This window comes from Nocardia sp. NPDC050408 (assembly GCF_044458905.1).
GTDB lineage: Bacteria > Actinomycetota > Actinomycetes > Mycobacteriales > Mycobacteriaceae > Nocardia.
On the sequence record NZ_JBITIL010000007.1, the window covers coordinates 228,403 to 254,042 of the forward strand.

The 25,640-nt window shown below is 66.2% G+C and carries 21 protein-coding genes; 6 read left to right on the forward strand and 15 right to left on the reverse strand.

All coding sequences use genetic code 11. The annotated features are described in order from the left end of the window. Positions 1-157: 157 nt before the first annotated feature. The 5 genes from ACIBJI_RS23065 to ftsY form a co-directional block, all read right to left on the reverse strand. Positions 158-472: a hypothetical protein gene (locus ACIBJI_RS23065; RefSeq protein ID WP_364341747.1), complete on the reverse strand. Its 315-nt coding sequence runs from the start codon at positions 470-472 to the stop codon at positions 158-160. A gap of 108 nt (positions 473-580) precedes the next feature. Further along, positions 581-3,049, reverse strand: a complete 2,469-nt coding sequence (locus ACIBJI_RS23070) for a [protein-PII] uridylyltransferase (protein WP_397085602.1) — start codon at positions 3,047-3,049, stop codon at positions 581-583. A gap of 88 nt (positions 3,050-3,137) precedes the next feature. After that, positions 3,138-3,476: a P-II family nitrogen regulator gene (locus ACIBJI_RS23075; RefSeq protein WP_040868325.1), complete on the reverse strand. Its 339-nt coding sequence runs from the start codon at positions 3,474-3,476 to the stop codon at positions 3,138-3,140. A 4-nt stretch (positions 3,477-3,480) separates the two neighbouring features. After that, positions 3,481-4,860, reverse strand: coding sequence for an ammonium transporter (locus ACIBJI_RS23080; RefSeq protein ID WP_364341751.1), 1,380 nt, complete (start codon positions 4,858-4,860; stop codon positions 3,481-3,483). Between the two features lie 234 nt (positions 4,861-5,094). Beyond that, positions 5,095-6,702, reverse strand: a complete 1,608-nt coding sequence (gene ftsY / locus ACIBJI_RS23085; protein ID WP_396956153.1) for a signal recognition particle-docking protein FtsY — start codon at positions 6,700-6,702, stop codon at positions 5,095-5,097. A 120-nt stretch (positions 6,703-6,822) separates the two neighbouring features. On the opposite strand from ftsY, the gene ACIBJI_RS23090 reads away from it, so the two are divergent. Further along, positions 6,823-7,212 carry a DUF2237 family protein gene (locus tag ACIBJI_RS23090; protein ID WP_019048221.1) on the forward strand — a complete coding sequence of 130 codons (390 nt, stop codon included), beginning with the start codon at positions 6,823-6,825 and terminating at the stop codon, positions 7,210-7,212. Between the two features lie 73 nt (positions 7,213-7,285). Here the strand turns inward: ACIBJI_RS23090 and ACIBJI_RS23095 are convergent, their stop codons facing one another. After that, complete coding sequence (locus ACIBJI_RS23095) at positions 7,286-8,077, reverse strand: helix-turn-helix domain-containing protein (protein ID WP_364341756.1); 792 nt, start codon at positions 8,075-8,077, stop codon at positions 7,286-7,288. A 105-nt stretch (positions 8,078-8,182) separates the two neighbouring features. Here ACIBJI_RS23095 and ACIBJI_RS23100 point away from each other — a divergent pair, with 105 nt between their 5' ends. Beyond that, positions 8,183-9,103: an NmrA family NAD(P)-binding protein gene (locus tag ACIBJI_RS23100; protein WP_364341758.1), complete on the forward strand. Its 921-nt coding sequence runs from the start codon at positions 8,183-8,185 to the stop codon at positions 9,101-9,103. A 58-nt stretch (positions 9,104-9,161) separates the two neighbouring features. Here the strand turns inward: ACIBJI_RS23100 and smc are convergent, their stop codons facing one another. Further along, positions 9,162-12,779: a chromosome segregation protein SMC gene (smc, locus tag ACIBJI_RS23105; protein ID WP_397085605.1), complete on the reverse strand. Its 3,618-nt coding sequence runs from the start codon at positions 12,777-12,779 to the stop codon at positions 9,162-9,164. A gap of 583 nt (positions 12,780-13,362) precedes the next feature. Here smc and ACIBJI_RS23110 point away from each other — a divergent pair. From ACIBJI_RS23110 to ACIBJI_RS23125, 4 genes are all read left to right on the forward strand, one after another. Further along, on the forward strand, positions 13,363-14,724 hold the full coding sequence (locus ACIBJI_RS23110; RefSeq protein ID WP_364341763.1) for a hypothetical protein: 1,362 nt from the start codon (positions 13,363-13,365) through the stop codon (positions 14,722-14,724). Between the two features lie 273 nt (positions 14,725-14,997). After that, positions 14,998-15,423 (forward strand): DUF1707 domain-containing protein, encoded by a 426-nt coding sequence (locus ACIBJI_RS23115; protein ID WP_364341765.1) that lies wholly within the window; start codon positions 14,998-15,000, stop codon positions 15,421-15,423. Between the two features lie 208 nt (positions 15,424-15,631). Next, on the forward strand, positions 15,632-16,573 hold the full coding sequence (locus ACIBJI_RS23120) for an alpha/beta hydrolase (RefSeq protein WP_397085607.1): 942 nt from the start codon (positions 15,632-15,634) through the stop codon (positions 16,571-16,573). Between the two features lie 243 nt (positions 16,574-16,816). Next, positions 16,817-18,808, forward strand: a complete 1,992-nt coding sequence (locus tag ACIBJI_RS23125; protein WP_364341767.1) for a hypothetical protein — start codon at positions 16,817-16,819, stop codon at positions 18,806-18,808. Positions 18,809-18,826: 18 nt separating this feature from the next. Here ACIBJI_RS23125 and ACIBJI_RS23130 read toward each other — a convergent pair whose 3' ends face one another. From ACIBJI_RS23130 to ACIBJI_RS23165, 8 genes are all read right to left on the reverse strand, one after another. Beyond that, positions 18,827-19,276: a DUF350 domain-containing protein gene (locus ACIBJI_RS23130; protein ID WP_063042863.1), complete on the reverse strand. Its 450-nt coding sequence runs from the start codon at positions 19,274-19,276 to the stop codon at positions 18,827-18,829. A gap of 30 nt (positions 19,277-19,306) precedes the next feature. After that, positions 19,307-20,470 carry a glutathionylspermidine synthase family protein gene (locus tag ACIBJI_RS23135; RefSeq protein WP_364341770.1) on the reverse strand — a complete coding sequence of 388 codons (1,164 nt, stop codon included), beginning with the start codon at positions 20,468-20,470 and terminating at the stop codon, positions 19,307-19,309. After that, positions 20,470-20,967, reverse strand: a complete 498-nt coding sequence (locus ACIBJI_RS23140) for a hypothetical protein (RefSeq protein ID WP_397085609.1) — start codon at positions 20,965-20,967, stop codon at positions 20,470-20,472. Before ACIBJI_RS23140 ends, ACIBJI_RS23135 begins: the two co-directional genes overlap by 1 nt. 385 nt (positions 20,968-21,352) lie before the next feature. Next, complete coding sequence (locus ACIBJI_RS23145; protein ID WP_364341772.1) at positions 21,353-21,631, reverse strand: acylphosphatase; 279 nt, start codon at positions 21,629-21,631, stop codon at positions 21,353-21,355. Further along, positions 21,631-22,101: an OsmC family protein gene (locus ACIBJI_RS23150; protein WP_364341774.1), complete on the reverse strand. Its 471-nt coding sequence runs from the start codon at positions 22,099-22,101 to the stop codon at positions 21,631-21,633. Before ACIBJI_RS23150 ends, ACIBJI_RS23145 begins: the two co-directional genes overlap by 1 nt. A 104-nt stretch (positions 22,102-22,205) precedes the next feature. Next, positions 22,206-22,913 (reverse strand): response regulator, encoded by a 708-nt coding sequence (locus ACIBJI_RS23155; RefSeq protein WP_364342042.1) that lies wholly within the window; start codon positions 22,911-22,913, stop codon positions 22,206-22,208. Positions 22,914-22,954: 41 nt separating this feature from the next. Continuing rightward, entirely contained in the window at positions 22,955-25,456 is a 2,502-nt protein-coding gene (locus ACIBJI_RS23160) for an ATP-binding protein (RefSeq protein ID WP_397085611.1), read from the reverse strand. Beyond that, a complete protein-coding gene (locus ACIBJI_RS23165; RefSeq protein WP_397085613.1) occupies positions 25,453-25,626 on the reverse strand; it encodes a hypothetical protein in 174 nt (57 codons plus the stop codon). Before ACIBJI_RS23165 ends, ACIBJI_RS23160 begins: the two co-directional genes overlap by 4 nt. Between the last annotated feature and the right edge of the window lie 14 nt (positions 25,627-25,640).

The following is a 25,640-nucleotide window of genomic DNA, read 5'->3' on the forward strand; positions in this document are numbered from 1 at the left end:
TCGCGCTCCTGATCTCGTGGGACGTCACTTGATATCCCAGGGTAATGGGACTCGCCCCGGCGCGAGCGACGGGCCCGTAGGAGGCAGCGCGGCGTAACCACGGAGGGACCCGGGAGCGCCGAAATCGAAAACAGTGGGCGCGCAAGCGGTGCTCGGGTTATTCCATCGTGCGGCGGCGCGGTTTTGCGGTTTTGCGGTAATCGTGGTTCTCCTGAGCAACCATGAAAACCGCCTCCCGACCGGTGAGACCGAGCTCGAGGGCCAGGTCGTCGAGCATGGCCCAGTCCGCGCCTGTCGGCACATCGCGGGTGGCAACAGCGGTGGCAATCGTCATAGCGGTCACAGCCTGCTGTCCGGACAGTGTCCGGCCGGGCAGCCAGGAGACCACCCACCGATCACCGCCGACGCAGCGCGCCATATGCGTGGTCTCGTCACTCGTCATCGTCGACGCCGAAACGACTTCAATTGCCACCGACCTGCTCCCCTCATGCTCGCGATAGCCAGACGCTCTGATAGTAGGGTGCGACGGGCGCGCTGCATATGCTTTCAGCAAATCATGTGCAAATGTCAATCATCCTGGTCAGGAGACCGAGCTGGTGCCTGGTGGTCCGACTCCCTCCGGAGGCTTCGGGGCGGGCCGCGGGACCACGGCAAGGACGGCCTTTTCGATGGTTTCGCGACGCTCCGGAATGTCGACGCCGAGGTCGAGGCCGAAGGCGTCGACCACCGCGGAACCCATGGTCACTACCTTCGCCCAGCGCACATCTGCGCCGCATTCGGCAAACGCCGAGGCCAACCGGCTGAGCAGGCCGATCCGGTCCTCGGCGCGCAATTCGAGGACCACCTGGCCCGGAGTCGATGTCGCCGACCAGATCACTCGGGGCTGTGCCTGCGCATACTGGCTCGGGCGAGCGCCGGTGGCCTCGTGCTCCCGCTTCGCCAGCAGCGCGGACAGATCCAGATCGCCCGCTGTCGCCCGGATCAGCTCCTGTCGCAGCAGTCCGCCGTCCGGCGGATCGCCGAACTTCGGGGAGACCACGAAAGTATTGATGGCCGAGGCACCTTCGCCGCCCACGGTCGCCGAGAGCACCCGCAGCGAATGCAGGGCCAACACCCCGGCGGCATCCGACAGCAGGCCGGGCGTATCCGGTGCGATCACGGTGACCGTGTAGGTGTATTTGCCCTCGCCCGGCCGCAGATCGACGTGCACGCCACCCGCCGCGGCCTTGGCCAGCAGGTTCGGTGCGATCGGTTCCGGCTCAGGCAGCAGATCTCCCGCCATGACCAGGCGGCAGCGGCGCACGAGTTCCCCGATCAGCGATGCCTTCCAATCGCCCCACACCCCGGGGCCGGTAGCCAGCGAATCGGCCTCGGCCAAAGTGTGCAGCAGTTCGAGCAGCTGCACGTCGCCGCCGAGGGCCTCGACGACGAATCGCACGGTGTCGGGGTCGGCCAGGTCGCGCCGAGTCGCGGTGTCGGGCAATAAAAGATGGTGGCGCACGATGGCGCTGAGTGTCCGCACGTCCGACGGCCATAGGCCGAGACGCCGTCCGATATGGGTGGCCAGTTCGGCGCCGACAATGCTGTGGTCACCGGCGCGGCCCTTACCGATATCGTGCAGCAGCGCACCGAGCATCAGCAGGTCGGGACGGGCGACGCGGGTGCTCAACGCGCTCGCGTAGGCGACCGCCTCCATCAGGTGCCGGTCCACGGTCCAGGTGTGCAGGGCATCGCGCGGCGGCAGGTCGCGCACCGCACCCCATTCGGGAAGCAGCCTGCCCCACAAGCCAGTTCGGTCCAGTGCCTCGACCGCATCGATGACGCCGCGACCGGCTCCGAGCAGGATCAACAGGTCGTTGACCGCATCCTTGGGCCAGGGTTCGCGCAGCTCCGGCGCATCCTCGGAGAGTCGATTCAGAGTGGTCGCGGACATCGGCAGCCCGGTCTGCGCCGAGGCTGCGGCCACCCGCAGGATCAGTCCGGGATCGCGCTGCGGCCGCGCATCCCGCGCCAACACGACCTCCCCCGCGTGTTCGACCACCCCCTCATCGAGTGGTCGCCGAACCGGCATGCGCCGCAGTCGCGCGAGGCCGCGCCGTGGTAGCGCATTGGCTGCGGTGCGAAGACCGACATCGACGGAATAACTCACCGTCCGCGCCGAATCGCTCAGTGTGCGAGCGAGGTCGAAACGGTCACCGATGCGCAAGGCCGCGCCGATCTCGTCGGCATCCTGGGCTCGCAGTTGATCGCGGGCCCGGCCCGCTACCCGATGCAGCTCCGTGCGAACATCCAGCAAACGGCGTCGCGCCTGCTTCAGACCACCGCCGGGCACATCTGGCCCCAGACCCGGCATGGCATCGGTCAGTTGGGCGATGGCCAGCGCGTCGAGCAGTTGGATATCGCGCAATCCGCCGCGCCCGTTCTTCAGATCGGGTTCGGCGCGGTGAGCTATCGCACCGCTGCGCTGCCACCTGGTCTCGGCCTGTTCGATCAATTCGTCGAAGCGCGAACGGATTCCGGTCCGCCACTCCCGGCGCACCCCGCCGATCAGCAGATTGCTCAACTCCATATCGCCGACGATGTGTCTGGCCTCGAGCATGCCGAGGGCCGCGATGAGATCGTCGGAGGCCACGCGCAATGCCTGCGGCACGGTGCGCACGCTGTGGTCGAGCTTGATATGCGCATCCCACAGCGGATACCAGAGCTGATCGGCCACCTCGGCCACCCGCGCGGGATCGACGTCATCATGCAGCAGCACCAGATCCAGATCCGAATACGGCAGCATCTCCTTGCGCCCGAGTCCGCCGACGGCGACCACGGCGAGACCGCTGTCGCGGCCGATGCCGAGTTCGGTGCCCTTGGTGGTCAGCCACAGTTCGAACAGATCGACCAGCGCCGAACGCAGGGATTCCGCGTCCAGGCGCGGATTGCGGGGCAGTCCACCCTCGAGCAATTGATTGCGTGCGCGGACCAGGTCGGTCGCGCCATTGGAGACGTTCGTGCCGACATCCTCGGTTACCTGTCTGCCGTCTTGCTCGTGACTACCCACAAACCACCGTCCATCCAAATGCGTACGGCCCCGCCCCGACCGGGCTATCCGGTGGGAGCGGGGCCGCCGCTCGATTTCGATTCTCCGTTTAGAGGGCGTCGGTACCGCGTTCGCCGGTCCGCACTCGGATGATCGACTCCACCGGTGTCACCCAGACCTTGCCGTCACCGATCTTGCCGGTGCGCGAGGCCTCGACGATCACCTCGACGACCTTGTCGACCGAGGCATCGTCCACGACAACCTCGACCCGAACCTTCGGCACGAAATCCACCGAGTACTCCGCGCCGCGGTAGACCTCGGTGTGCCCCTTCTGGCGGCCGTAGCCCTGCACCTCGCTGACGGTCATGCCCAGCACACCAGCCTGCTCGAGCCCGGATTTGACGTCCTCGAGAGTGAACGGTTTGACGATTGCGGTGATCAGTTTCATGTCGTCATGCCTCCTTGACGGCGGTACGTGCCGTGCCACCCACAGCAGCGAAATCGTATGCCGTTTCAGCGTGCTCGGACTCGTCCATGCCCACCGACTCGGCTTCCTCGCTGGCGCGCAGCCCAATGGTGAACTTCACGATATAGGCAATGATCAGGCTCGCGATAAAGGAGAACGCGAGTACCGCACCGGCACCGATGGCCTGACGCCACAGCTGGTCGAAGCCGCCGCCGTAGAACAGCCCGGTCTTGCCCGCGCCCGCCTCCGGTGCGGCAACCAGGCCCACCATCAGGGTGCCGATGACGCCGCCGACGAGGTGCACGCCCACGACATCGAGCGAGTCGTCGAAGCCGAACTTGAACTTCAGGCCGACCGCCAGCGCACAGATCGCACCGGCCACGAAGCCGATCACCAGGGCGCCGACCACGTTGACCGAGGAACACGACGGGGTGATCGCGACCAGACCGGCCACCACGCCCGATGCCGCGCCCAGCGAGGTGGGCTTGCCATCGCGGACCTTCTCCACCAGCAGCCACGCCAGCATTGCGGCACAGGTCGCGAGGGTAGTGGTGATGAAGGTCGAACCGGCCAGACCACCGGAGGAAACGGCGGAACCGGCGTTGAAGCCGAACCAGCCGAACCACAGCAGACCCGCGCCGAGCATCACGAACGGCAGGTTGTGCGGGCGGAACGGCGTCTTCGGCCAGCCCTTGCGCTTGCCGAGCACCAACACCAGGGCCAGGCCCGCAGCACCGGCATTGATATGGACCGCGGTACCACCGGCGAAGTCGACCGCGAGCAGTTTGTTCGCGATCCAGCCGCCTTCGTGCACGACATTGCCGTCGGCGTCCTTGACATCGAAGTCGAAGACCCAGTGCGCGACCGGGAAGTAGACGACCGTCGCCCAGATACCGGCGAACAGCAGCCAGGAGCCGAACTTCAGGCGGTCGGCGACCGCACCCGAGATGAGGGCAACCGTGATGATCGCGAACATCAACTGGAACGCGACGAACACGGTCGCGGGGATCGTACCCGCGAGCGGAATGTTCACTGCCGCAGTGGTGACAGCGCCGCTGGCGTCCTTGACCTCGGCAACCGAATTGCCGCCGATCAGACCCTTGAGACCGAAGAACTGCGCAGGATCGCCGATCACGCCGAATTTGTTGTCACCGAACGCGGTCGAGTATCCGTATAGCGACCACAGCACGCCGACCAGACCCATGGCACTGATGCTCATCATGATCATGTTGAGCACGTTCTTGGAGCGGACCATGCCGCCATAGAAAAACGCCAGGCCAGGCGTCATCAACAATACGAGCGCTGAACTGGCCAGCATCCAGGCGGTGTCACCAGTGTCCGGTGCACCGGTAAGGGGAAAAGCCACCTTAATGTCCTCCTCATCTCGGGCCCAGCCGACTCCGGCAATTGGACCTGCACAGAAGGGTCCTCATTCGGTGTTTCATCCGTGATGATGCTGTGTTTCGCCTAAGTGAACGCCTGGGGCAGTTGTGTTGCTACCACGTTTCCTGGCGTACACAGACGTTTCATCGCAGGTGTGCGATGGGTGTCGGAGCAAACCGACAGCTGCTTCCGAGAGGGAGGATCGGTGGTTGCGGAACTAGCCGAGCAACGCGTCCACGAAGGCGGCGGGTTCAAAGGGAGCCAGGTCGTCGGCGCCCTCGCCGAGACCGACCAGCTTCACCGGAACACCGAGTTCGTGCTGCACTTGGAAGACGATGCCGCCCTTGGCCGTTCCGTCCAGTTTGGTGAGCACGACGCCGGTGATATCGACGACCTCCGCGAAGACACGCGCCTGCATGAGGCCGTTCTGTCCGACGGTGGCATCCAAGACGAGCAGGACCTCGTCGACCACGGCCTTCTTCTCTACAACGCGCTTGACCTTGCCGAGCTCGTCCATCAGACCGGTCTTGGTGTGCAGCCGACCGGCCGTATCGATCATGACGACGTCGACGCCGCCCTCGATACCCGCGCTGACCGCGTCGAAGGCGACAGCAGCCGGGTCCGCGCCCTCCCTGCCACGAACCGTATCCGCACCGACGCGCTCACCCCAAGTCTGTAGCTGATCAGCGGCGGCAGCGCGGAAGGTGTCAGCGGCGCCGAGCAGGACCCGGCGGCCGTCGGCGACCAGTACGCGCGCGAGTTTGCCGGTCGTGGTGGTCTTGCCGGTGCCGTTGACACCGACAACCAGCAGGATCGACGGGTGATCGTCGTGCGGGAGTGCCCGCACCGAGCGGTCGAGTTCGGGACGTAGCGCCTCGATCAACACCTCGCGCAGCACGGCGCGAGCCTGTTCGGTATCGCGGACGCTGCGCGCGGCCATCTCCTCGCGCAGCCGCTCCACCACCGCCGCGGTGCTCGCGGTGCCCAGATCGGCGAGGACCAGGGTGTCCTCTACCTCTTCCCAGGAATCGTCATCGAGGTCGCCGCCGCCGAGCAGGCCGAGCAGGCTCTTGCCGACCGCGTTCTGCGAACGGGACAGGCGGCCGCGCAGGCGCACCAGGCGGCCCGCGGTCGGCTCGATTTCCTCGAGGGCGGGGGTCGTGGCCGCGTCGGCGGCTGTGGGTTCGGGGGCGGTTTCTACGGAGGGCTTGTCGGGGGTTGGCGGCGTGGCTGCGCGCGGGGTGGTGTCCGCAGGAGGGGCCGGTTTTGTGTCCGTCGGTGCGGTGGTGTCCGCGGGTGCGGCGGTTCCGGTGTCCGCGGAGGTGATGCTCTCCGCAGGCGCGGTGCCATCGGCACTGGTGGGCGGGGCGGTTCCGGGTTCGGCGGTCGTCTCGTCCGATTCGACCGCGGTATCCGAATCGGACGTGGCCGTTGCGGATTCGGCCGTGGTGGCCGCGCCGTCGGTTTCGATCGGCGCGGACTCCGCGGTTTCGACATCGCCCTCGGGCAGCGGCACATTGGTAATGCCACGCTTCGGCGCGTCACGCGGAATCGCCGCGTCATCGCCGACGTGCGGCTGCCCCTCGGTATCGGTTCGCTCGATCGGTGAGGGCGGCTCCGGGCGTGTCGCGGTGGCCGTGCCGCCCTGACTGAAGTTGAAGCCACCGGAGGCCGCGTATCCACCCGACCGGTCGGTCACTTCTTTCTCGGCGGTGGGCGCCGTCAGCGTGATGCGACGGCGCTTGTACAGGACGAATCCGGCGACGAACGCCACCACCAGCAGGGCGGCGACAGCGGCGATCAGGATCCAGGCTTCGGAACTCACGCCGACCATCCTTGCAGAAGCAGGTCCTTCGCCTTACCACAGCGTCCTGGACCCAACACACAACCCCCGAGATTTCTTGTCCTGCGGAACTTCTCGCGATGGGACAATAGTATCGGCGACGTGACCGATCGAAACGTGCTTGGGGGGCCGCTGGAAGAGTGCGGCACCGATCCTCTCACCGGCTTCTACCGGGACGGCTGCTGCAGTACCGGGCCGGAGGATCTGGGCAGCCATACCGTGTGCACCGTCGTCACGGCCGAATTTCTCGAACACCAGGCGTCCATCGGCAACGATCTGAGTACGCCGCGCCCGGAGAACAACTTCCCGGGCCTGCAGCCGGGAGACCGGTGGTGCGTGGTGGCCGTGCGCTGGTTGCACGCCCACGAGGACGGTGTCGCCGCGCCCGTGGTGCTTGCGGCCACCCATGAAAACGCCCTGGAAGTGATCTCGATGGACATTTTGCGCAAATACGCTGTCGACGTACCGGACGACGTGAGCGATCTGCTCTAACTCCGCGCCCTTTTGCCGACCGTCTGCCCAGAACGTCCCGTCCCGGGCAGACGGTCGCTGGGCGGAATCCGAATTATCGCAGCAAGGCCGCCTCGGCCAGCGCGGCGCGGGTGGTTCGTTGGCGGTGCGCCTTCTGACGGCACGCCGCTGAGCAGTATCGGGCCGGGCGGCCAGTGCCGGTGGAACGGATCTCGGTACCGCATATCGGACAGTGCGGAGTTTCGTTACGCACACCGGTTTCGTTACGTAGCTTGACCTCCGAATCAGGTTTCGTTACGGAGTTCGCGCGCATGGCATCGAGCATGATCGCGACAGCCCGAATCATCGGTCCGCCGGGTCGCTGACGTCGTTGGATCGCGACGCATCCCGTGAAAATGTCCAGTACATCGGCGATTTCGATATCGGCACGGACCGAACCTTGGCGCTGCGCGGCGGTCAGCAGCGCGCCGAGCGCATGATGGAAGCGGTCGCCCGCGCCGCGAAGCAGTGCCTTCGGCCAGCCGTCATCGGACTGGACCATATCGCAGAGCGCCTGGCTACGCGGGGACGACATGACCACGTCGGTGCAGACCGCGAAGAACGCGGCACCGGGATCCGGCGCGTCGAGATATTCGGCGGCCAGTGTCGCGAGCCGGTCGACGCGCTGTTGCATAACCGCTTCCAGCAGATCGGTTTTCGTGGGGAAATGCCGATAGACGGTGCCCGCGCCCACCCCGGCCCTGCGGGCGACCTCGGCCAGCGACACCGAGATGCCCTGTTCGGCGAAAGCGCGCTGCGCGGCGGCCAGCACCAGCGCGCGATTGCGGCGGGCATCGGCCCGCGCGGCGACTACCGACGGCGCTGGAGTGGATAGCGAAGCAGACATTTCGTTACGGTCTTCCGTTCCTGGACCTGGCCAACTGGATGAGCGCACCCATATCGTCCGAATACGGGTTATCCGACCCGATTGTATCGAGCAGAGAAGGCGAGCATGCCCCTTCAGCAGAATCCCATCCTGGTCACCGGCGCGACCGGCAAGCAGGGCGGCGCGACCGCGCGCCGACTGCTGGCCGACGGTATCGCGGTACGCGCGCTGGTCCGCGATCCGCAGGCCCCCGCGGCCCGCGCATTGGCCGACGCCGGTGCCGAATTGGTGACCGGTGACTTCGACACCCCCGCAACGCTGGACGCGGCCGTTGCCGGAGCGCGCGGCGTATTCCTCGTGCCGCCAGCCGCTTTCGGACCGAACGGTTGGCAGGCCGATCTGGAAGCCACTCGCGGCATCGCGGTGATCGATGCGGCCGAGCGCGCGGGGGTCGAACAGATCGTCTTCACCGGTGTCGCCTCGATGACCGACGACGCCGCCTGGGGCCAGGCCGGAAAGAAAAGCATCGAGGATGCGGCGGCGGCCAGCGGATCGCGCTACACCCTGTTGCGTCCGGTGCGTTTCATGGAGAACTACATCATGCGTGGCAGTCCGGTCGACGGCATAATCGACGGCGTACACAAGCACCTGTTCGCTGCGGACCGGCCGCTGCAGATGATCGCGATCGACGATATCGCGGCCTTCGCCGCACTGGCCTTCGCCGACCCGGATCGTTTCCACGGCCGAACCCTCGAATTGGCCGGTGATGCAATCACTCCCGTCGCGGCCCTGGCCGCGATCACCCGGGCCACCGGATATCCGGTGCGCTACCACGAGGTCACCGAGGCCGAAGCCGATGCCCTCGGCGAACAGATCGGCAATACCTGGCGGCTGCTGCACGAATCCGGCGGCGGCTGGCGCGCAGACATCCCCGCGCTCCGGGAAATCTACCCCGCCCTCAACACCCTCGAATCCTGGCTCACCACAACCGGTGCTGCCAAGATCAAGGCCCAACAGGACAGCGACCGCTTGGCCACTTCACACTGACCGAGGTCGTCGGGATCCGCACTGGGCGCGCACGTACGGATCCCGAAGAGCCCTGGGTTCAGCTGGCCGCGCCGACCGGGGTCAGGGTCTCCCCGCGCAGCCGCTGACTGATCACCTGGGTAATGCCGTCACCGCGCATGCTGACGCCGTAGAGGGCGTCGGCGATCTCCATGGTCGGCTTCTGGTGGGTGATGACGATCAGCTGACTCTTCTCCCGCAACTGCTCGAACAGGCCGATGAGGCGGCGCAGATTGGTATCGTCCAGCGCGGCCTCGACCTCGTCCATCACGTAGAACGGTGAGGGGCGCGCGCGGAAGATGGCCACCAGCAGGGCAACCGCGGTAAGCGACTTCTCACCACCGGACAGCAGCGACAGTCGCTTGACCTTCTTACCGGGCGGACGCGCCTCCACCTCGATGCCGGTGGTCAGCATGTCCGAGGGATCGGTGAGCACCAGCCTGCCCTCGCCGCCAGGGAACAGTTTCGCGAAGACGCCGACGAATTCGCGCTCGACATCCTCGTAGGCCTCGGTGAACACCTGCAGGATGCGCGCGTCGACTTCCGCGACCACATCCAGCAGGTCCTTGCGCGCATTCTTGACGTCCTCGAGTTGGGTAGCGAGGAAGTTGTAGCGCTCCTCGAGCGCCGCGAACTCTTCCAGCGCAAGGGGATTCACCTTGCCGAGGGTGGCGAGGTCCTTCTCGGCGCGCTTGGCGCGGCGCTCCTGGGACTTGCGGTCGAACGGCATCGGCGCGGGCGCGGTCACCTGTTCGCCGCGCTCCTTGGCCTGCTCGTACTCCTGCCATTCCAGATCCGATGGCGGCATCGGCACATCCGGACCGTATTCGGCGATGAGATCGGACAGTGCGATGCCGAACTGTTCGGCGATGGTCGCCTCGATCTGCTCGATGCGCAGTGCCGCTTGGGCTTTGGCGACCTCGTCGCGGTGCACAGCGTCGGTGAGTTGGGCGAGCTGGGTGGTCAGCGCGCGGACCCGCTCCTTGATCTGTTCGACCTGGGTGGCGCATTCGGTGCGGCGGCGCACCAGTTCATCACGGCGTGCACCCGCTTGCGCCACAACCGATTCCAGTTCGGCGGCGACCTTGGCGCCGGATTCGGCAACGGCGGCAGCGACTTCGGCGGCCTGCCTGCGCGCGGCCTGTGCACGTTCGGCGCGGGCCCTGGTCTCACGTTCGGCGCGGGCCGCCCGGCGCAGCGAATCCGCCTTGCCGCGAACCGATTCCGCGCGTTCCTCGGAGGTGCGCACTGCCAGGCGGGCCTCCACCTCCATGGACCGTGCCTCGGCAAGTGCGGCGGCGGCTTCCTCACGGTCGCGTCCGGCGGATTCGGTGCCCGCCGCGCCCATACCGTCGTCGTCGACCTCGGATTCGAGTTCGGTGCGGCGCAGCCGTTCTTCGAGATCGGCCAGTGCCGCCAACGCCTCTTCCCGGCCCGACTCGGTTTCCGTGCGCTGGCCGGTGAGCCGGTCGATATCGGATTGGGCGGTGCGTGCCACCTCGCCGAGCCTGCCCAGACGGTCGTAGATAACAACCAGCGCCTGATCCGATTCGTGCAGTGCGAGCAGTGCCTGGTCGACGGCATCCTTGCGGTCGGCTTGTTCGGCAAGTGCACCGGAAAGGGCCGCCTCCAGCTCCTCGGCGCGGCGTTGCGCAGCGACCAGATCGGCCTTTGCGGTATCGATATCGGCCTGGATCTCCAGCTGACTCGGTGCGCGATCGGATCCGCCGAGCACCCAACCGGTTCCGGTGAGATCACCGTCGCGGGTGACCACGCGCAGTTCCGGCCTGGCCCGGACCAGTTCGGTGGCGGCGGCGAGATCGTCGACCACGGCGACACCGGCGGTCAGCGCGGCAATGGCACTGCGTACGTTGTCCGGTGCGTCGACCACCTCGACCAGCCAGCGCGCCCCGCCGGGCAGCGCACCGTTCGACGCGATCGGCGCACTCGCGGCATCGAAGACGAGCGCGACGCGACCACCATCGGCTTCCTTCAGCGCCCGCATCGCGGCGTGTGCGGAATCCCCGGTATCGGCCGCCACGGCGTCGGCGAGCGGGCCGAGCGTCGCGGCGACCGCGGCCTCGAAACCACCGTGCACCCGGATCAGCCCGGAGAGCGGGCCGAGCAGGCCCTGCGCGCGATTCTCGACCAGCCAGGCCGCGCCGTCCCTGCGCGCCAGACCCATGCCCAATGCTTCGATGCGGGCGCTCAGCGAGGCGACCCGCTTGCTGGCGTCGCGATCCTGTTCGCGCAGTTCGGTGACACGCTGATCGGCGAGTTCGAGGGCCTGCACCGCATGCTCATGCTGGGCGTCCAGACCGGTCTCCCCGGCCTCGAGTTCACCGAGTTCGCCCTGGACCGTTTCGAATTCGGCCTTGGCCGCCTCGCCGCGCTGGCGGGCCTCGCCGATCGCGACGGTGAGCCGGGTGATTTCCGCGTCCACCGACTGCGATCGGGTGCGCAGGGTTTCGACCTGACCCGAGAGCCGGGCGAGACCCTCGCGCCGATCTGCGATAGCGCGCACCGCGGCCAGATGCGCCTGCTCGGCGGCCTTCGCGGCCTGCTCGCGTTCGGCGAGCGCCTCGCGCGCGGCTTCCAGGGTTTCGGTCGCGATTTCGACGGTCTCGCGCAGTTCGGCCTCCTCGGCCTCCACACGTTCGGCCTCGGCCTCGAGCTGCTCCGGATCGCGTCCGCTGCCGACGGGCATTTCGGTGTGCAGATTGCGGGCTCGGTCGCCCGCGATGCGGATGGTGGCATTGACCCGCTCGGCCAGCGCGGACAGCTGGAACCAGATCTGCGCGGCGGCCTCGGCGCTCGGGGTCAGTCGGGACAGCTGGAATTCCTGCTGTGCCAGTGCGGCATTGGCGGCATCGAGTTCGGTCTGCACGGTGATCTGCTGCTCGCGCGCGTACGCCTCTTTGCTCTGCTGACTCTCCAACTCGTTGCGCCGGGTGACCAGGTCGTCGGCGGCCAGACGCAGGCGCGCGTCGCGCAGGTCGGCCTGTACGGTCTGGGCGCGGCGGGCCACCTCGGCCTGTCTGCCGAGCGGTTTGAGTTGGCGGCGCAGCTCGGTGGTGAGGTCGGTGAGGCGGGCGAGGTTAGCCTGCATCGCCTCCAGTTTGCGGACCGCCTTCTCCTTGCGCTTGCGGTGCTTGAGCACACCGGCCGCCTCTTCCACGAAGGCGCGGCGGTCCTCGGGACGTGATTCCAGAATGGCCGAGAGTTGGCCCTGTCCGACGATGACGTGCATTTCCCGGCCGATGCCGGAGTCGCTGAGCAGTTCCTGCACATCCATCAGCCGGCAGGAGCTGCCGTTGATCTCGTATTCACCCGCGCCGTCACGGAACATGCGCCGGGTGATGGAGACCTCGGCGTAGTCGATCGGCAGCGCACCGTCGGAGTTGTCGATGGTGAGCGTGACCTCGGCGCGACCGAGCGGTGCGCGTCCGGTGGTACCGGCGAAGATGACGTCCTGCATCTTGCCGCCGCGCAGCGCTTTCGCACCCTGTTCGCCCATCACCCAGGTGAGCGCATCGACGACATTCGACTTACCCGAACCGTTCGGGCCGACCACACAGGTGATGCCCGGCTCGAAACGCAAGGTCGTCGCGGACGCGAAGGACTTGAAACCCTTCAACGTCAGACTCTTCAGGTGCAAATTCGACGACCCTTCCCTGCGCGGTGGTCGGACAATTCGTCGTCCCATAAGGCGACCAGCCATGGTATCCGCCGAGCATCGGTTACCCCGTAAGCGGGCGGACACCGCTGGGCCACCTCCGTAGGTTATCGACTCCGCGCCCGATGTCCGGCATTTCGTGTGCCCCACATTTGCTGGCCGCGCGTCAGTTTCGCACCCCTTGTCGGTGTTCGCACGTCGGGCGTTCAGCATGCGGTGACGGTGGTTGAGGTTCGGTTCTCGCACTGACGGAAGTACTCCGGAGGAGTCGGCGCATTCGGTGACCAAGTCCGGTGCGCGGATCAGCAACCGCTTGGCTTCCAGGATGGTTCGCTGAACGAGGGGTGTCTTCGGCGCTGTGGCCGGTGTTCTCCCTGGCCAGGCGGTCGAGGGTGCGGATGGAGTAGCCGACGCTGGCCGCGTGGTCGGTGACCCTGTGTCGACTTGGCAGACGCTACCGACTACGCCGGACTGACCGGTTTGTGCTTGCAGTATCGCCGGGCTGCTCGGGCGCATACGATCCAGTCTGATTCGCCAGCGGAACCTTAGTTCGGAAGTGCACAGCATGTCATCGGACAAGACCAGCACCTTGCTCGGTCTAATCCGTCATGCGACGACGCTGCGGCTGACACGCATCGCGACGCTGGTCGTGGGGAGCCTGGTGTTTCTGTACGCCTGCGAGGTCAGTCGAAACAGCGACCTTTCCGATGTCTGGGTGCAGGTCGCCGTGGCCACCGGATTCGCGCTCACCGGCCTGACAACCGCCTGGTTCGAGGTGAAGGCCGCCGACCACGCCGCCACTCGCGCCCGCACCGATATCCGCGGTTTCCATATCGAATCCGACGGCATAACGGTGCGAGCCCGCATCACCCGCTCCGGCGATCTCGTCTTCCACGGACACGACACCAGCGGCGCCCATCCGGCATACGAATGGGACTGGGCCTTCCGGGCCTCCACCTTCCCTGCCATCCGCACCGCCCTCGGCGGCGGCCGGGGCGACCTGCTCGACCTCCTCGAACACACCGCACCCGACCTGGACCGCCACGAACGCTACGACCCCGGCGCCTGGCTGTACAACCAGGGCATCCCCGCCGCCTTCCGGGAACGCGGCGACACTTCCCACCGCATTACCCGGAAGCTGCCCGTGGTCGGTCCCGATGCTTCCCGACCCGCCCCGTCCCGCGAAACCATTGGGGCACACCAGCTATCGAACACTCACCGTAACCCCGACGTGGACTCGCCTCGGCCCACCCGATCAAGCCGCCGCGAACCACCACCCGACCAAGCCCCGCCGGTCCCCACCCGACGCCGGACATCGGCCCGTCAAGATCCTCGGACCTCAGCGAAGCGCCCCGACGAACCACCAGCCGGAGGCCGCGGCCAGCCGTCGCACACCCGCCGCAGAGCAAAGGATCGGTGGGAGGCACAGCCGGAGGCTCATGCGGGCAGAACACCGAGTGATCGCTCGGACGCCGCACCAAGTGACGGCTGGGACGCACCATCGAGCGATCAGTGGGACGATCCGCCAGCACGCCCAACCGGACGATCGGGCACACCCCGCTACGAAGCATCGCCCGATAACAGGGTGGATCCATCAGCCGCCCGCCGTGGCGCACCAGCGACCCGACATCCTGAGCAACCACCATACGAACCAGGCACACCAACGCATGCCCGCCGCAGGACCCCTGCGGATCCACGGCAATCCGAGCCCTCGAGTAGTCACTGGAACGAACCCCCAGCCACCCGTTACAGGGCACAAGCGGCGGATTTCCGCGAAACCACCGGCTGGCCCCGGGACAAAAGTTCCGGCGCGCATCGGCACGTGCTATCCGGTGCACACCCCAGCGAACCGCCCCCGCCCGACCAGCGCGAACAACAGGCGCAGCGGCGAGACGAGCAACCTGGTCGGCGTCATCGCAGATCATAGGCTGCACACCGGGTAGCCCAGCTCATTGATGTGGCGGCAGCCGAACCCAGGCTCATTTGTGCTGAGGCGACGGAGCGAGCAGACCAGGCCACAAGTGATCAGCTGAACGCAGAGCAGAGTTCGTCGGGGCTACGGCGGCTGGAATCTCGGATGCCGCAGCGATGGCCAGCCCGGCCCCATTCCGCAGCACACCGCTTGACATTCCACATTGGAGGGTGCACGCTGAGGTCACCTTCCAATGTGGAATATGGACCTAGTCGTTAGGAACTGGACATGGAAATCTCGCCTGGTACTCGGGCCTCCGATGCGGAGCGCGAGAAGGTTGTGCGGCTGCTCGGACGGCACATGGCCGACGGTCGGATCGACCTCGCCGAATACGATCAGCGCGTCGCCCGCGTCTACGAGACCGGCGTTCGCGACGATCTGCAGCTAGTTCTCTCGGATCTGCCAAAATTGCCGAAAGAGTCTGCCACACAGAAGAACTCGATGAACCGCTTCCCGATCTGGCAGCAGATCGAAGGTACCTCGTGGCTCGGTGTGAGCGTGCTCGTGCTCACCATCTGGGCCGCGATCTCGATCAGCGTCGGCGAATTCACCTACCCGTGGCCGATCTGGGTCATCGGCCCATGGGGCGCCGTACTCGCCTTCCGCATGCTGGCCGGTTTCGAATCGGGCCGCTTCGGACGCCACACCAACTGACAATCGCCATGGTCAGGGATCCAGCCGTCGGAATACTCTGAGCGAGCGGGCTTTCGAGTGACGACGCCCAGCGCGAAAAGCCTTCGATCCGGCGGCCGGCGACTGAGCCCTTGGGCCTTGGTGGCGTTGCGGGAAGTTTCGGTGAGCATCCCGAAGAGGTTGGGACGCATTGGGTTTGCGCATTGATCTTCGGTGGTATTACGGGATCGTGAGGGCTTCAAGGTATTTGGCCTCGCTCGTGAGTGTGCTGGTGGCCGGTTTTGCGATTTCTGTCATATCCGTTCGGCCTGCGCTGGCGGCGCCGCAAGTGGTCGGTGAGACGCCGCTGGACGGCTCGGTCTCGCGAGTGGACGTCTACTCCCCCGCTATGGATCGGGTGGTGAGCAACAGGGTGATTCGAGCGGCGGGTGGGCCCGCGCCGACGCTGTATCTGCTCACCGGAATCGGTGGTGGCACCGATGGCATCTCGTGGTGGGACGATACGGATGTCCGGCAGTTCTTCGCCGACAAACACGTCAACGTGGTGATGCCGATCGGCGGCGCATACAGCATGTACACCGATTGGCTCAGCGACGATCCGGTGGTCGGCCGAAACCGGTGGCAGACCTATCTCTCGCGGGAACTCCCGGCTGTTCTGGATACCCGGCTCGGCAGCACCGGACGCAATGCGATCGCGGGTGTATCGATGAGTGCCGGGTCGGCAGTGGACCTGGCCATTCAGGCGCGCGATGTGTACAGCGCGGTGGCGGCCTACAGCGGATGTCCGTGGACGTCGGATGCGCTCGGGGTGGCGATGGTCAGCGCGCAGGTGATCCGCGGCGGGGCAAATCCGGTGAATATGTGGGGTGAGCTGGGCCAAGGGATCTGGCGAATGCACGATGCGTTCGCCAATGCGAGTGCGTTGGCGGGTAAGACGATCTATCTTTCGGCCGCCACCGGCACCCCTGGCGCGATCGATGAAGGCGGACTCGGCTTCCCGCCCGTCGAGGCCATCGCCAGCTCCTGCACGGATGCATTCGCGGACCGACTCAGCGAGCTCGGACTCCCCGCCATCCATGTCAACCGCCCCGAAGGCTCACACACCTGGGGCCAGTTCGAAACCGACCTCCACGATTCCTGGCCGCACCTGGCCCGAGCCCTCGGCGCATGACCGTGCCTGACCCGTTGTGCCGATAGTCTCGGGCAGTGGCCTACTTCGCGCGCAAACTAGGCGCGTGTTGCGCCTGCCCGCAATCTGGGCGGCCACTCCCGCGCACCGATTCACGCGTCGCGCACATTTCGCCGGGCGAATCGGTACATGGCGCGGGAGAACGCGACCGCAGGCAGGAGAGGGCGCGCGGTCCACGGCGCGAAGTTGTCACGCGGCTAGGGCGTGACACTACGGTGGGGTGACATGGATACCGTCGCCGTGCCGGAGTGGGTCGACCTCGCGCCTGCGCGGGAGGTTCGGGCGGGGCGGGGTGTGCTTGCGGTGGCGGTATGTCTTGTGGTGGTGCAGTTGGTGATTCGGGGGTGGGCAGCGGGGAGTGGGTTCTTCTATTGGGATGATCTGATTTTGGTGGGTCGGTCGGGGAGTCATTCGCTGTGGTCGGCGGATTTGCTGTTGTACAACCACGATGGGCATTTCATGCCGTTGGCGTTTGCTACGGCTTGGGTGGTTACTGCGATTGCACCGTTGACGTGGGCTGGGCCGGTGGTGTCGCTGGTGGTGTTGCAGTTGGCGGCTTCGGTGGCGGTGGTGCGGATGCTGGTCGTGCTTTCGGGGGTGCGGTGGGCGATTCTGGTGCCGCTGGGGTTTTACCTGTTCTGTCCGTTGACGCTTCCGGCGTTCGCGTGGTGGGCCGCCGCGCTCAATGCGCTGCCGCTGCAATTCGCGCTCGCTTGGGTGATCACTGATGCGGTGCGGCTGGTCGAGACCGGGCAGCGACGGTATGCGGCATCAGGGGTCGTGGTGTTGGGGGTGGCGCTGCTCTTTTTCGAGAAGTCGGTGATCGTTCCGTTCGCGGCATTCGCTGTTGCGGCGCTCGTTCGGCATGTCGATGGTGTCGGATCCGCGCTGCGGGTCGTGGCGCGGCGTGGGGCGGCGCTATGGGGTGGGTCGGGCGTGGTGATCGCCTGCTGGCTGGCCGGATATCTGATCGTGGTGGATGTTTCGGCGGTGCACACCAGTCCGGCGGAATTGCGTGACTTATTGCCCGGCGCGACGTCATTGGGGATTGTGCCGACGCTGTTCGGCGGACCGTGGAGTTGGCAGCGCTGGCTACCGTCGACGCCGTGGGCGGATCCGCCGAGTTGGGCTGTCGTGGCGGCTTGGGTCGCATTGTGCGCGTTGGTGCTGCTTTCGCTGCGTGCCCGACTCCGGGTGGGGCCGGTGTGGGTGACAGCGGCGGTGTACGTGCTCGTCGCCCAACTGCCGGTCGCATTGGCCCGCAGCGGACCGAACACGGCCGGCGAGCTGATGCAGTCCCTGCGCTACTTCGCCGATATCGCGGTGGTGTTGACCGCCGCGGGTGCGCTGATATTGCGTGCCCAGCCGCGCGACCACGGTTCGGATCTGCTTCCAGGTACGCACGGCCGCACCGCTGAAATACTTACCGGTTTTCGCGATCTCGCGCGTGTGCCGCATTTGCGGAGTGGGGCCGGTGCGGCATGCGGGCGGGGCCGTGCGGTGCTTTGGGGCGTCGGTGGTCGGGTGACCGGGTGGATTCTCAGGATGGGTAATCGGATACCGGTATTAGTGCCCGGTTTGCGGGTTACGGCTGTGTTGGGGGCGGTGTTTCTGGTGAGCAGTCTTTGGTCTACTGCGTCGTTTGTGGAGTCTTGGCGGGTCAATCCGACGAGGACGTATGTGACGAATGTGAAGGGGGCGTTGGCGGCGGGTGATGGGGTGCCGTTGCTGGAGCAGGAGGTGCCGTGGGATGTGTTGAATCCGACGGCTTATCCGCAGAATCTGGTCAGTCGGGTGCTTGCGCCGCTCGCGACGCCGACTACGTTTGCTGATTCGACTCCGCGGTTGCGGATGATTACTGATAGCGGTGAGATTGTCGAGGCGGCGGTTTGGTGGAATCGCAGTATTGTGTCCGGGCCCGAGGCCGGCTGTGGGTATCGGATTCAGGGGCCGCAGCCGAGCGATATTCCGTTGGATGGGCCGATGCTCGAGCATGAATGGACCGTGCAGCTCAACTATCTGGCCAACGAAGATGGACGGATTACTGTCTCGTTCGAACACGGCGAGCCCGTGAGTGCGCCGGTTCGCGAAGGGTTGAATACGGTCTACGTTCGAGTGGTCGGTAGCGGGTCCATGCTCCGAATCAGTCCTCGCACACCAGGACTCGCCCTCTGTCTCGGGGTTGGGCCCGTAGGAGTTGCCTCCTACGACAACTGACCTCCGGGCGGGTGCCAACTACAGAATGGCGAAGGCGACAACCAGACCGAGCGCGAAATGCGCGGCTGCTACCACGAGAACCTCGGTGGTGTAGACATCGGACGCCAGCGCCGCACCTATATCGATGCCGAGTGCGCGCTCGATGACCCGCACCGAGATCACCTGCGCGATAATGCCGACCAACCCGTAGACGCTGGCCGCGATGAGTCCCTCGGAGAGTTTGCCCGCCGAGGCGTAGGTCGCCAGGACCACGATCAAGGCCATGCTGACCATGCCCGCGGCCGTGACGATGATGGCATTCGGTTTACCCGCAGCGACCAACGCGCGCAGCTTGCCGGGTGTGGTCAGATCGATGGCGTAGAAGCCGACGAGCATGAGGGCCAAGCCGACAATGGCGTAGAGGACGATGGCTCCAACGCCGGTGCCGAGCGAGTTCCAGTAACCCGATTCGAGGGCAACTGCGGTCATCGTGATCCTTCCGAGGTGAGGTCGCGTTTGCTACTGCGTAATACGGTGCGGGACAAAGGCCGAGCCGTCGTCGGTGATCAATCCGGCCGTTTCACGAATCCCGAGTCCGGCCGCGTTGTCGCCGACGATCCAAGCGCCGAGGACCGGGCGCATATCGTCGAATTCCGGTAGCGGGTCCAGCAATTGGTAGACGAAACCCTCTTCGCCGTAGACCCCGCCGGTGGCCGTCTCCAGGCCCGCGCCGACAATGGTCATATTCGCACCCTCGCGCCCGAGCTTCGGCTTTCTAATGTATTCGGTGAGCTCATTGGGCTGATCGAGGTAGGCGGGCAATAGGTTCGGATGCCCGGGATACATTTCCCACAGGATGGCGAGGATCGCCTTATTGCTCAGCAGGGTCTTCCACAGCGGCTCGACCCACATGGTCTGCGGCAGGCTCGCGACCACACGCTTACCGAAATCGTCGTCGAGCACCCACTCCCACGGATAGAGCTTGAAGATCGCATCGATCGAACCCTCGGCCAGATCGACGAAACGCTCCAGCTCGCTGTCGAATCCGACGTCCTCGATCGGTAATGCGATGGTGTCGAATCCGGCCTCGGCGGCGGTCTCCTGCATATACGCGGTGGTGACGTTGTCCTCACCGGTAGCGTCCGCACCGGACCAGGTGAAATGCAATTGCGCGGAGGGCAGGATGTCGCGCAGCTCGGTCCAGCGCTCGACCAGCTTCTCGTGTAGGGAATTCCACTGATCGCCATCGGGATAGAGCGCGGTGAGCCAGTGCCACTGCACAATTGCCGCCTCTAGCAGCGAAGTCGGCGTATCGGCGTTGTACTCCAACAGTTTCGCCGGACGGCGCGCGTCATAGCGCAGATCGAAGCGCCCGTAGACGTACGGATCATTGCGCTTCCAGGATTCCGCGATCGGCCCCCAACTCCATTCGGGCAGACCGAAATCCTTGTACCGCTCGGTGAGTACCACATGCTCGACGGCATTCAGGCACATCGAATGCAGCAGTTCGACATCGGCCTCCAGCGCGAGGATCTCCGACATCTCGAACTCGTAGCGCACCGATTCATCCCAGTACGGCCGTGGCAGACCGCTCGCATCCCGGCCTGGTGATCCGTAGACAAGTCCCTGGCCCTCGATGATCTGCTGCCAGCCGGGCCGCGGCGTAGCGCGCACGCGTCGCATTACGAACCCCCGCTGCTCTTGCTGCTGGTGCCGAGACCGCCGCGAGTGATGGTGCTGCCGCTCTTGGTCGCGATCTGAGCGCCCTTGGGCTGCACCGTAGTTCCGCCGGTCGGCGGTTTGCCGACGGTGTTGTTGCCACCGTAGTAGTAGCGGTACTGGTGCCCGTTGTAGATGAAGATCCCGTTGCTACCGGTGTACGCTCCGGTCGTCCCGGATCCGACGGCGGTCGAGGCGACCTCGCAGTCGTCGTCGGGCGCGGTGACCTCCTGACCGTTCTGATCGATCACGGTGCAATAGGCGGTCACCTGATCGGGTTTGGTGAGCGCGCGGTATGCGAGATAACCGCCCCCGACCAAACCCGCGACACCGACAATGGCGACACCGCCGATGAGCACGCGCTTGCGAGTGCGTTTCTTTTGCTCGGCGGCCGCCGTCGCGGCCCGCTCGGCCTCCTCGGCGCGCTTACGTGCCTTGTCACGCGCCCGCGCCTCCGCCACCGTCGGCGGGCGCGGCTGGGTGATACCGGGCTCTTGCCGCTGGATACTGCCCCTTTGCGGCGGGCTACTGAACCGCCGCGGCTCGGCGCCGGGCTGAACCGGCCCGCCACCCGGCGGACCAGCCCCGCCATCCTGCGAACCAGAGCCGCCACCGGCCGCGTCAGACCCAGGACTTGCAGGACCAGCCTCGGCACCCGCCGAGTGGGCCCCACTCCCCGGCGAAAACGGTTGCGATGGCGTGCTTTCAAACCCCGCGTACCCGCCGGACTCGGGCACGTCAGGCTTCGACGACCCCGGCTCCGGATCGGGCTGAGTCCGTCCCGCGTCGTCTCCCGCCCCCGGACCTCCCGTACTCAACGATCACATCGCTCGGTCGTCGAAACCACTACCGCTCCTCGAATCCGGACAAATCTCCCCGCGCGGGTTCCCAGCTTTCCACAACAAGGTCGACCCGACCAGGAGTATCTCCAGAACGCAGAAGATCCAGCAACATTTCGCATGCGGGTCGCGGACCTTCGGCCACCACATGCACCCGACCGTCGCGGGCATTGGTGGCGTGTCCGACGAGTCCGAGTGCCAACGCCCGTGAGCGCGTCCACCAGCGGAAGCCGACGCCCTGCACGTAGCCGTGCACCCATGCGCTGAGCCGAACCGCTTCCGGCATCACGCGTCGATGGCGTCGATATCGAATGTCAGCGTGACCTTCGAACCGGCCTTGAGCGTCCGGCCGACGGTGCAGACCTTGTCGATGGCACGCTGCACGGTGACCAGCAGTCGCTCGCGGGCCTGCTCGTCCAATTCGCTGAGGTCCAGCTCGAACACCTCGTCGAGCTGCGGGTACACCTCGTTCTCGCGGTCGGCGTCGCCGGAGACGTGGATGGTCGCGTCGAAGGTGTCGCCCAGCTTGCGCGAGAGCGGGAAGTCCGCGCTCAGTCCGGAGCAGCCCGCCAGGGCGATCTTCAGCAGCTCACCCGGGGTGAAGGCTCCCGGTACGCCCTGCGACGCGATCAATACCTCGGCACCGCGCGAACTGCGACCGGTGTACGCCCTCGTCCCTGTGCGCTCGACCCACAGGGTGGTCGGCTCGGTCGCGGCGGCGGTGGTGGTCGCGGATGCGGTGGTCTGGTCAGCCATGGTCTGATCCTGCCATTCTCTAAATGGAACACTCACTCCCGCCAACGCCATGCGAGCGCGAGCCCTTCCACGAATGGCCACCCGAGCCGGTGATCTCCGAGACATCACTCCTGGAATCGGTACCCCATTCCGGCCTCGGTCAGCAGATGCTTCGGATTCGACGGGTCGATCTCGAGCTTGCGCCGCAACTGCGCGAGATACACCCGCAGATAATGCGTTTCGGTGGCGTACGACGGCCCCCACACCTCGCGCAGCAGCTCGCGCCGCCCGACGAGTTTGCCGCGGTTGCGCACCAGCATCTCGAGCATCCCCCACTCGGTCGGGGTCAGATGCACCGGTTCACCGTTCCTGGTGACCTTCTTCGCGCTCAGGTCGACGGTGAACGAGGACGTCACCACCACCGGATCCGAAGTATCGGTATCGGTCGCGCCGCGGCGGACCGCGGCCCGCAGCCGAGCGAGCAGCTCATCCATGCCGAACGGCTTGGTGACATAGTCGTCCGCGCCCGCATCCAGCGCCTCCACCTTGTCGGTCGAATCGGTACGCGCCGAGAGCACGATCACCGGTGCCGCGGACCAGCCGCGCAGTCCGGCCAGTACCTCGATACCGTCCATATCGGGCAGGCCCAGATCCAGGATGACCACATCGGGATGCTTATCGGCGGCCGCTCGCAATGCCGCCGCGCCGGTGCCCGCGGTGATCACCTCATAGCCGCGGACCGACAAATTGATGCGCAGTGCGCGCACGATCTGCGGTTCGTCATCGACCACAAGCACCTTCGTCGACGGTGCTTCCTGCTTCTTGTCGGTCATCACGACTTCCTGTGCGGTCCGCGGCGTCGTTGTGCTCATCATCAGCTGCTCACCTCGGTTTCATCGGCAGGCAGGTCCACGATCATCGTCAATCCTCCGCCCGGTGTCGGTTCGGCGTGCACGGTGCCGCCCATCGCCTCGACGAAGCCGCGCACCACCGACAGGCCGAGCCCTACCCCCGAGGTGTTGTCACGATCGCCGAGCCGCTGGAAAGGCTCGAATAATTGCTCCTCGGTGCCCGGCGGGACACCGGGACCCAGATCGACCACGGCGATCGACACCTGGTCGCCGTCGCGTTCCGCGGTGACCCGAACAGGCGAATCACGGGTCGAATGCCGAAGTGCGTTATCGATCAGATTGGCCAGCACCCGCTCGAGCAGGCCGCTATCTGCCCGCACCGAAACCTCGCCGACCTCCACCTTGACCCGATCCATCGCCGCGCGCCGCAGTCCGCGCGCGCCCATCCCGACGCTCACCAGCGCCTGATGCACGACCTCATCCATGTACACCCGACGGAACTGCGGCTGCACCACACCGACCGCCAGACGCGACGAGTCGAGCAGATTGCCGACCAGCGCGGTCAGCTGATCCACCGATTCCTCGATGGTTTCCAGCAATTCGACGGTGTCCTCGGGCGAGAACTCGATGTCGTCACTGCGCAGACTGGAAACCGCGGCCTTGGCCCCGGCCAGCGGTGTGCGTAGATCGTGGCTCACCGCGGACAGCAGCGCCCGGCGCAACCGGTCGGCCTCGAGCAGGGCCGCGGCGGCGCTGGCTTCCTCGGCCAGCCGGGACTGGCGGACCAGTCCGGCCGCCTGATTGGCGACCGCGTTGAGCACCGGACGGTCGGTCGCGGCGAGGGGACGTCCGGCCAACAGCAGCCAGCTCATCGCATCGCCCGCCTGAATCGCGGTTTCGGCCTCGGAGGCCCGCTGCGGCGGACTCGTGCCGACCGCCGCGATCACCTCGTCACCGCACTGCATGCTGACCGCGCGAAGCCCGTAGGTCTCGCGCACATATTCCAGCAGCTTGGGCAGATCCGCACCGTGCAGCACGGCTCCGGCGAACAGGGTCAGCAACTCGGCTTGCTGTGAGGCTCGGCGCGCCTGACGGGTCTGTTTGGCGGCCACATCGACCAGCGCCGCGACCGCCACCGCGACGATCAGCAACACCACCACCGTGACGAAGCTGTCCGGTTCGGCGATGGTCAAGCTGTAGCGCGGATCGACGAAGAACCAGTTCAACAGCATGCCCGACAGCAGCGCCGAAAGTGCCGCTGGCACAACGCCACCCAATAACGCCACCGCGACGACGCCGATGAAGAACACCGCACTGAGCCCGCCTAGCTGCAGATATCCGTCCAGAAAGAAGGAGCAGACGGCCGAGACCGCCACCGGAACCAGCACCGCCGCGAGCCATGCGCGGATCGGCTGGCGCGGCATCAGCGAATAGCGGCGCAGCCCTCGGTTTGCCTCCTCGTGCGTGACCATGTGCACATCGATCTTGCCGGATGCCTGTACCACGGCGGAGCCGATGCCCTCGTCGAGCATGCGCGCCCAGCGCGAGCGCCGGGACGTGCCGAGCACCAACTGGGTCGCATTCACCTCGCGGGCGAATTCCAGCAGCGTATTCGGCACATCGTCACCGGTGACCGTATGCAGCGAGGCATCCAGGCTCGCGGCGAATTCCCGCAGCCGCGCCAGCCGTTCGGTCGACACCCCGGCAAGTCCGTCGCCGCGCACCACATGCAGCAGGATCAGGTCGGCGCTGGATTTGGTGGCGATGCGGCCGGCCCGGCGCACCACCGTCTCCGATTCGGGACCGCCGGTCACCGCGACGACGACACGTTCGCGCGCCTCCCACAGCTCGGTGATCTTGTGGTCGGCCCGGTATTTCGCCAATGCGGCGTCGACCTGATCGGCCAGCCACAGCAGCGCCAATTCGCGCAGGGCGGTGAGATTGCCGGGCCGGAAGTAGTTGCGCAGCGCCGCGTCGACCTTGTCGGCGGCGTACACGTTGCCGTGAGACAGCCTGCGCCGCAACGCCTCCGGCGTGATATCGACCAGTTCGACCTGGTCGGCGCTGCGCACCACGGCATCGGGCACGGTTTCCTTCTGCTGGATGCCGGTGATCTGCTCGACGACGTCGTTGAGGCTCTCCAGATGCTGCACATTGACCGTCGAGATCACATCGATGCCCGCGGCCAGCAAATCCTCGACGTCCTGCCAGCGCTTGGCGTGTTTGCTGCCCGGCGCGTTGGTGTGCGCGAGTTCGTCGACCAGCACCACCGCTGGGGCGCGGCGCAGCACCGCTTCTACATCGAGTTCGGGCAGCGTCGTACCGCGATAGGCCACCATGCGCGGTGGAATCCGCTCGATGCCCGCCAGCAGTTCCGCGGTTTTGGCTCGGCCGTGTGTCTCCACTACCGCAGCTACCACGTCGCGGCCGCGTTCGAGTCGGCGATGAGCCTCGCCCAACATGGCGTAGGTCTTGCCGACCCCCGGTGCCGCACCGAGGTAGATGCGCAGTTGCCCGCGTTTCACTCGTCCATCATCGCGCGGTACGGCGTGTCGCCGGACATCCGTACCGAGTCTGTCGCGACGTCCGGATGCCAGGACGTCGCGCCCCTTCCCTCCACCAGAGTCGACAACGCGCGAATACCCAAGGCGCACAAGACAAATCCGACGATCACCGCGACTGCGACACCCGACATGACGATCCCTTCAC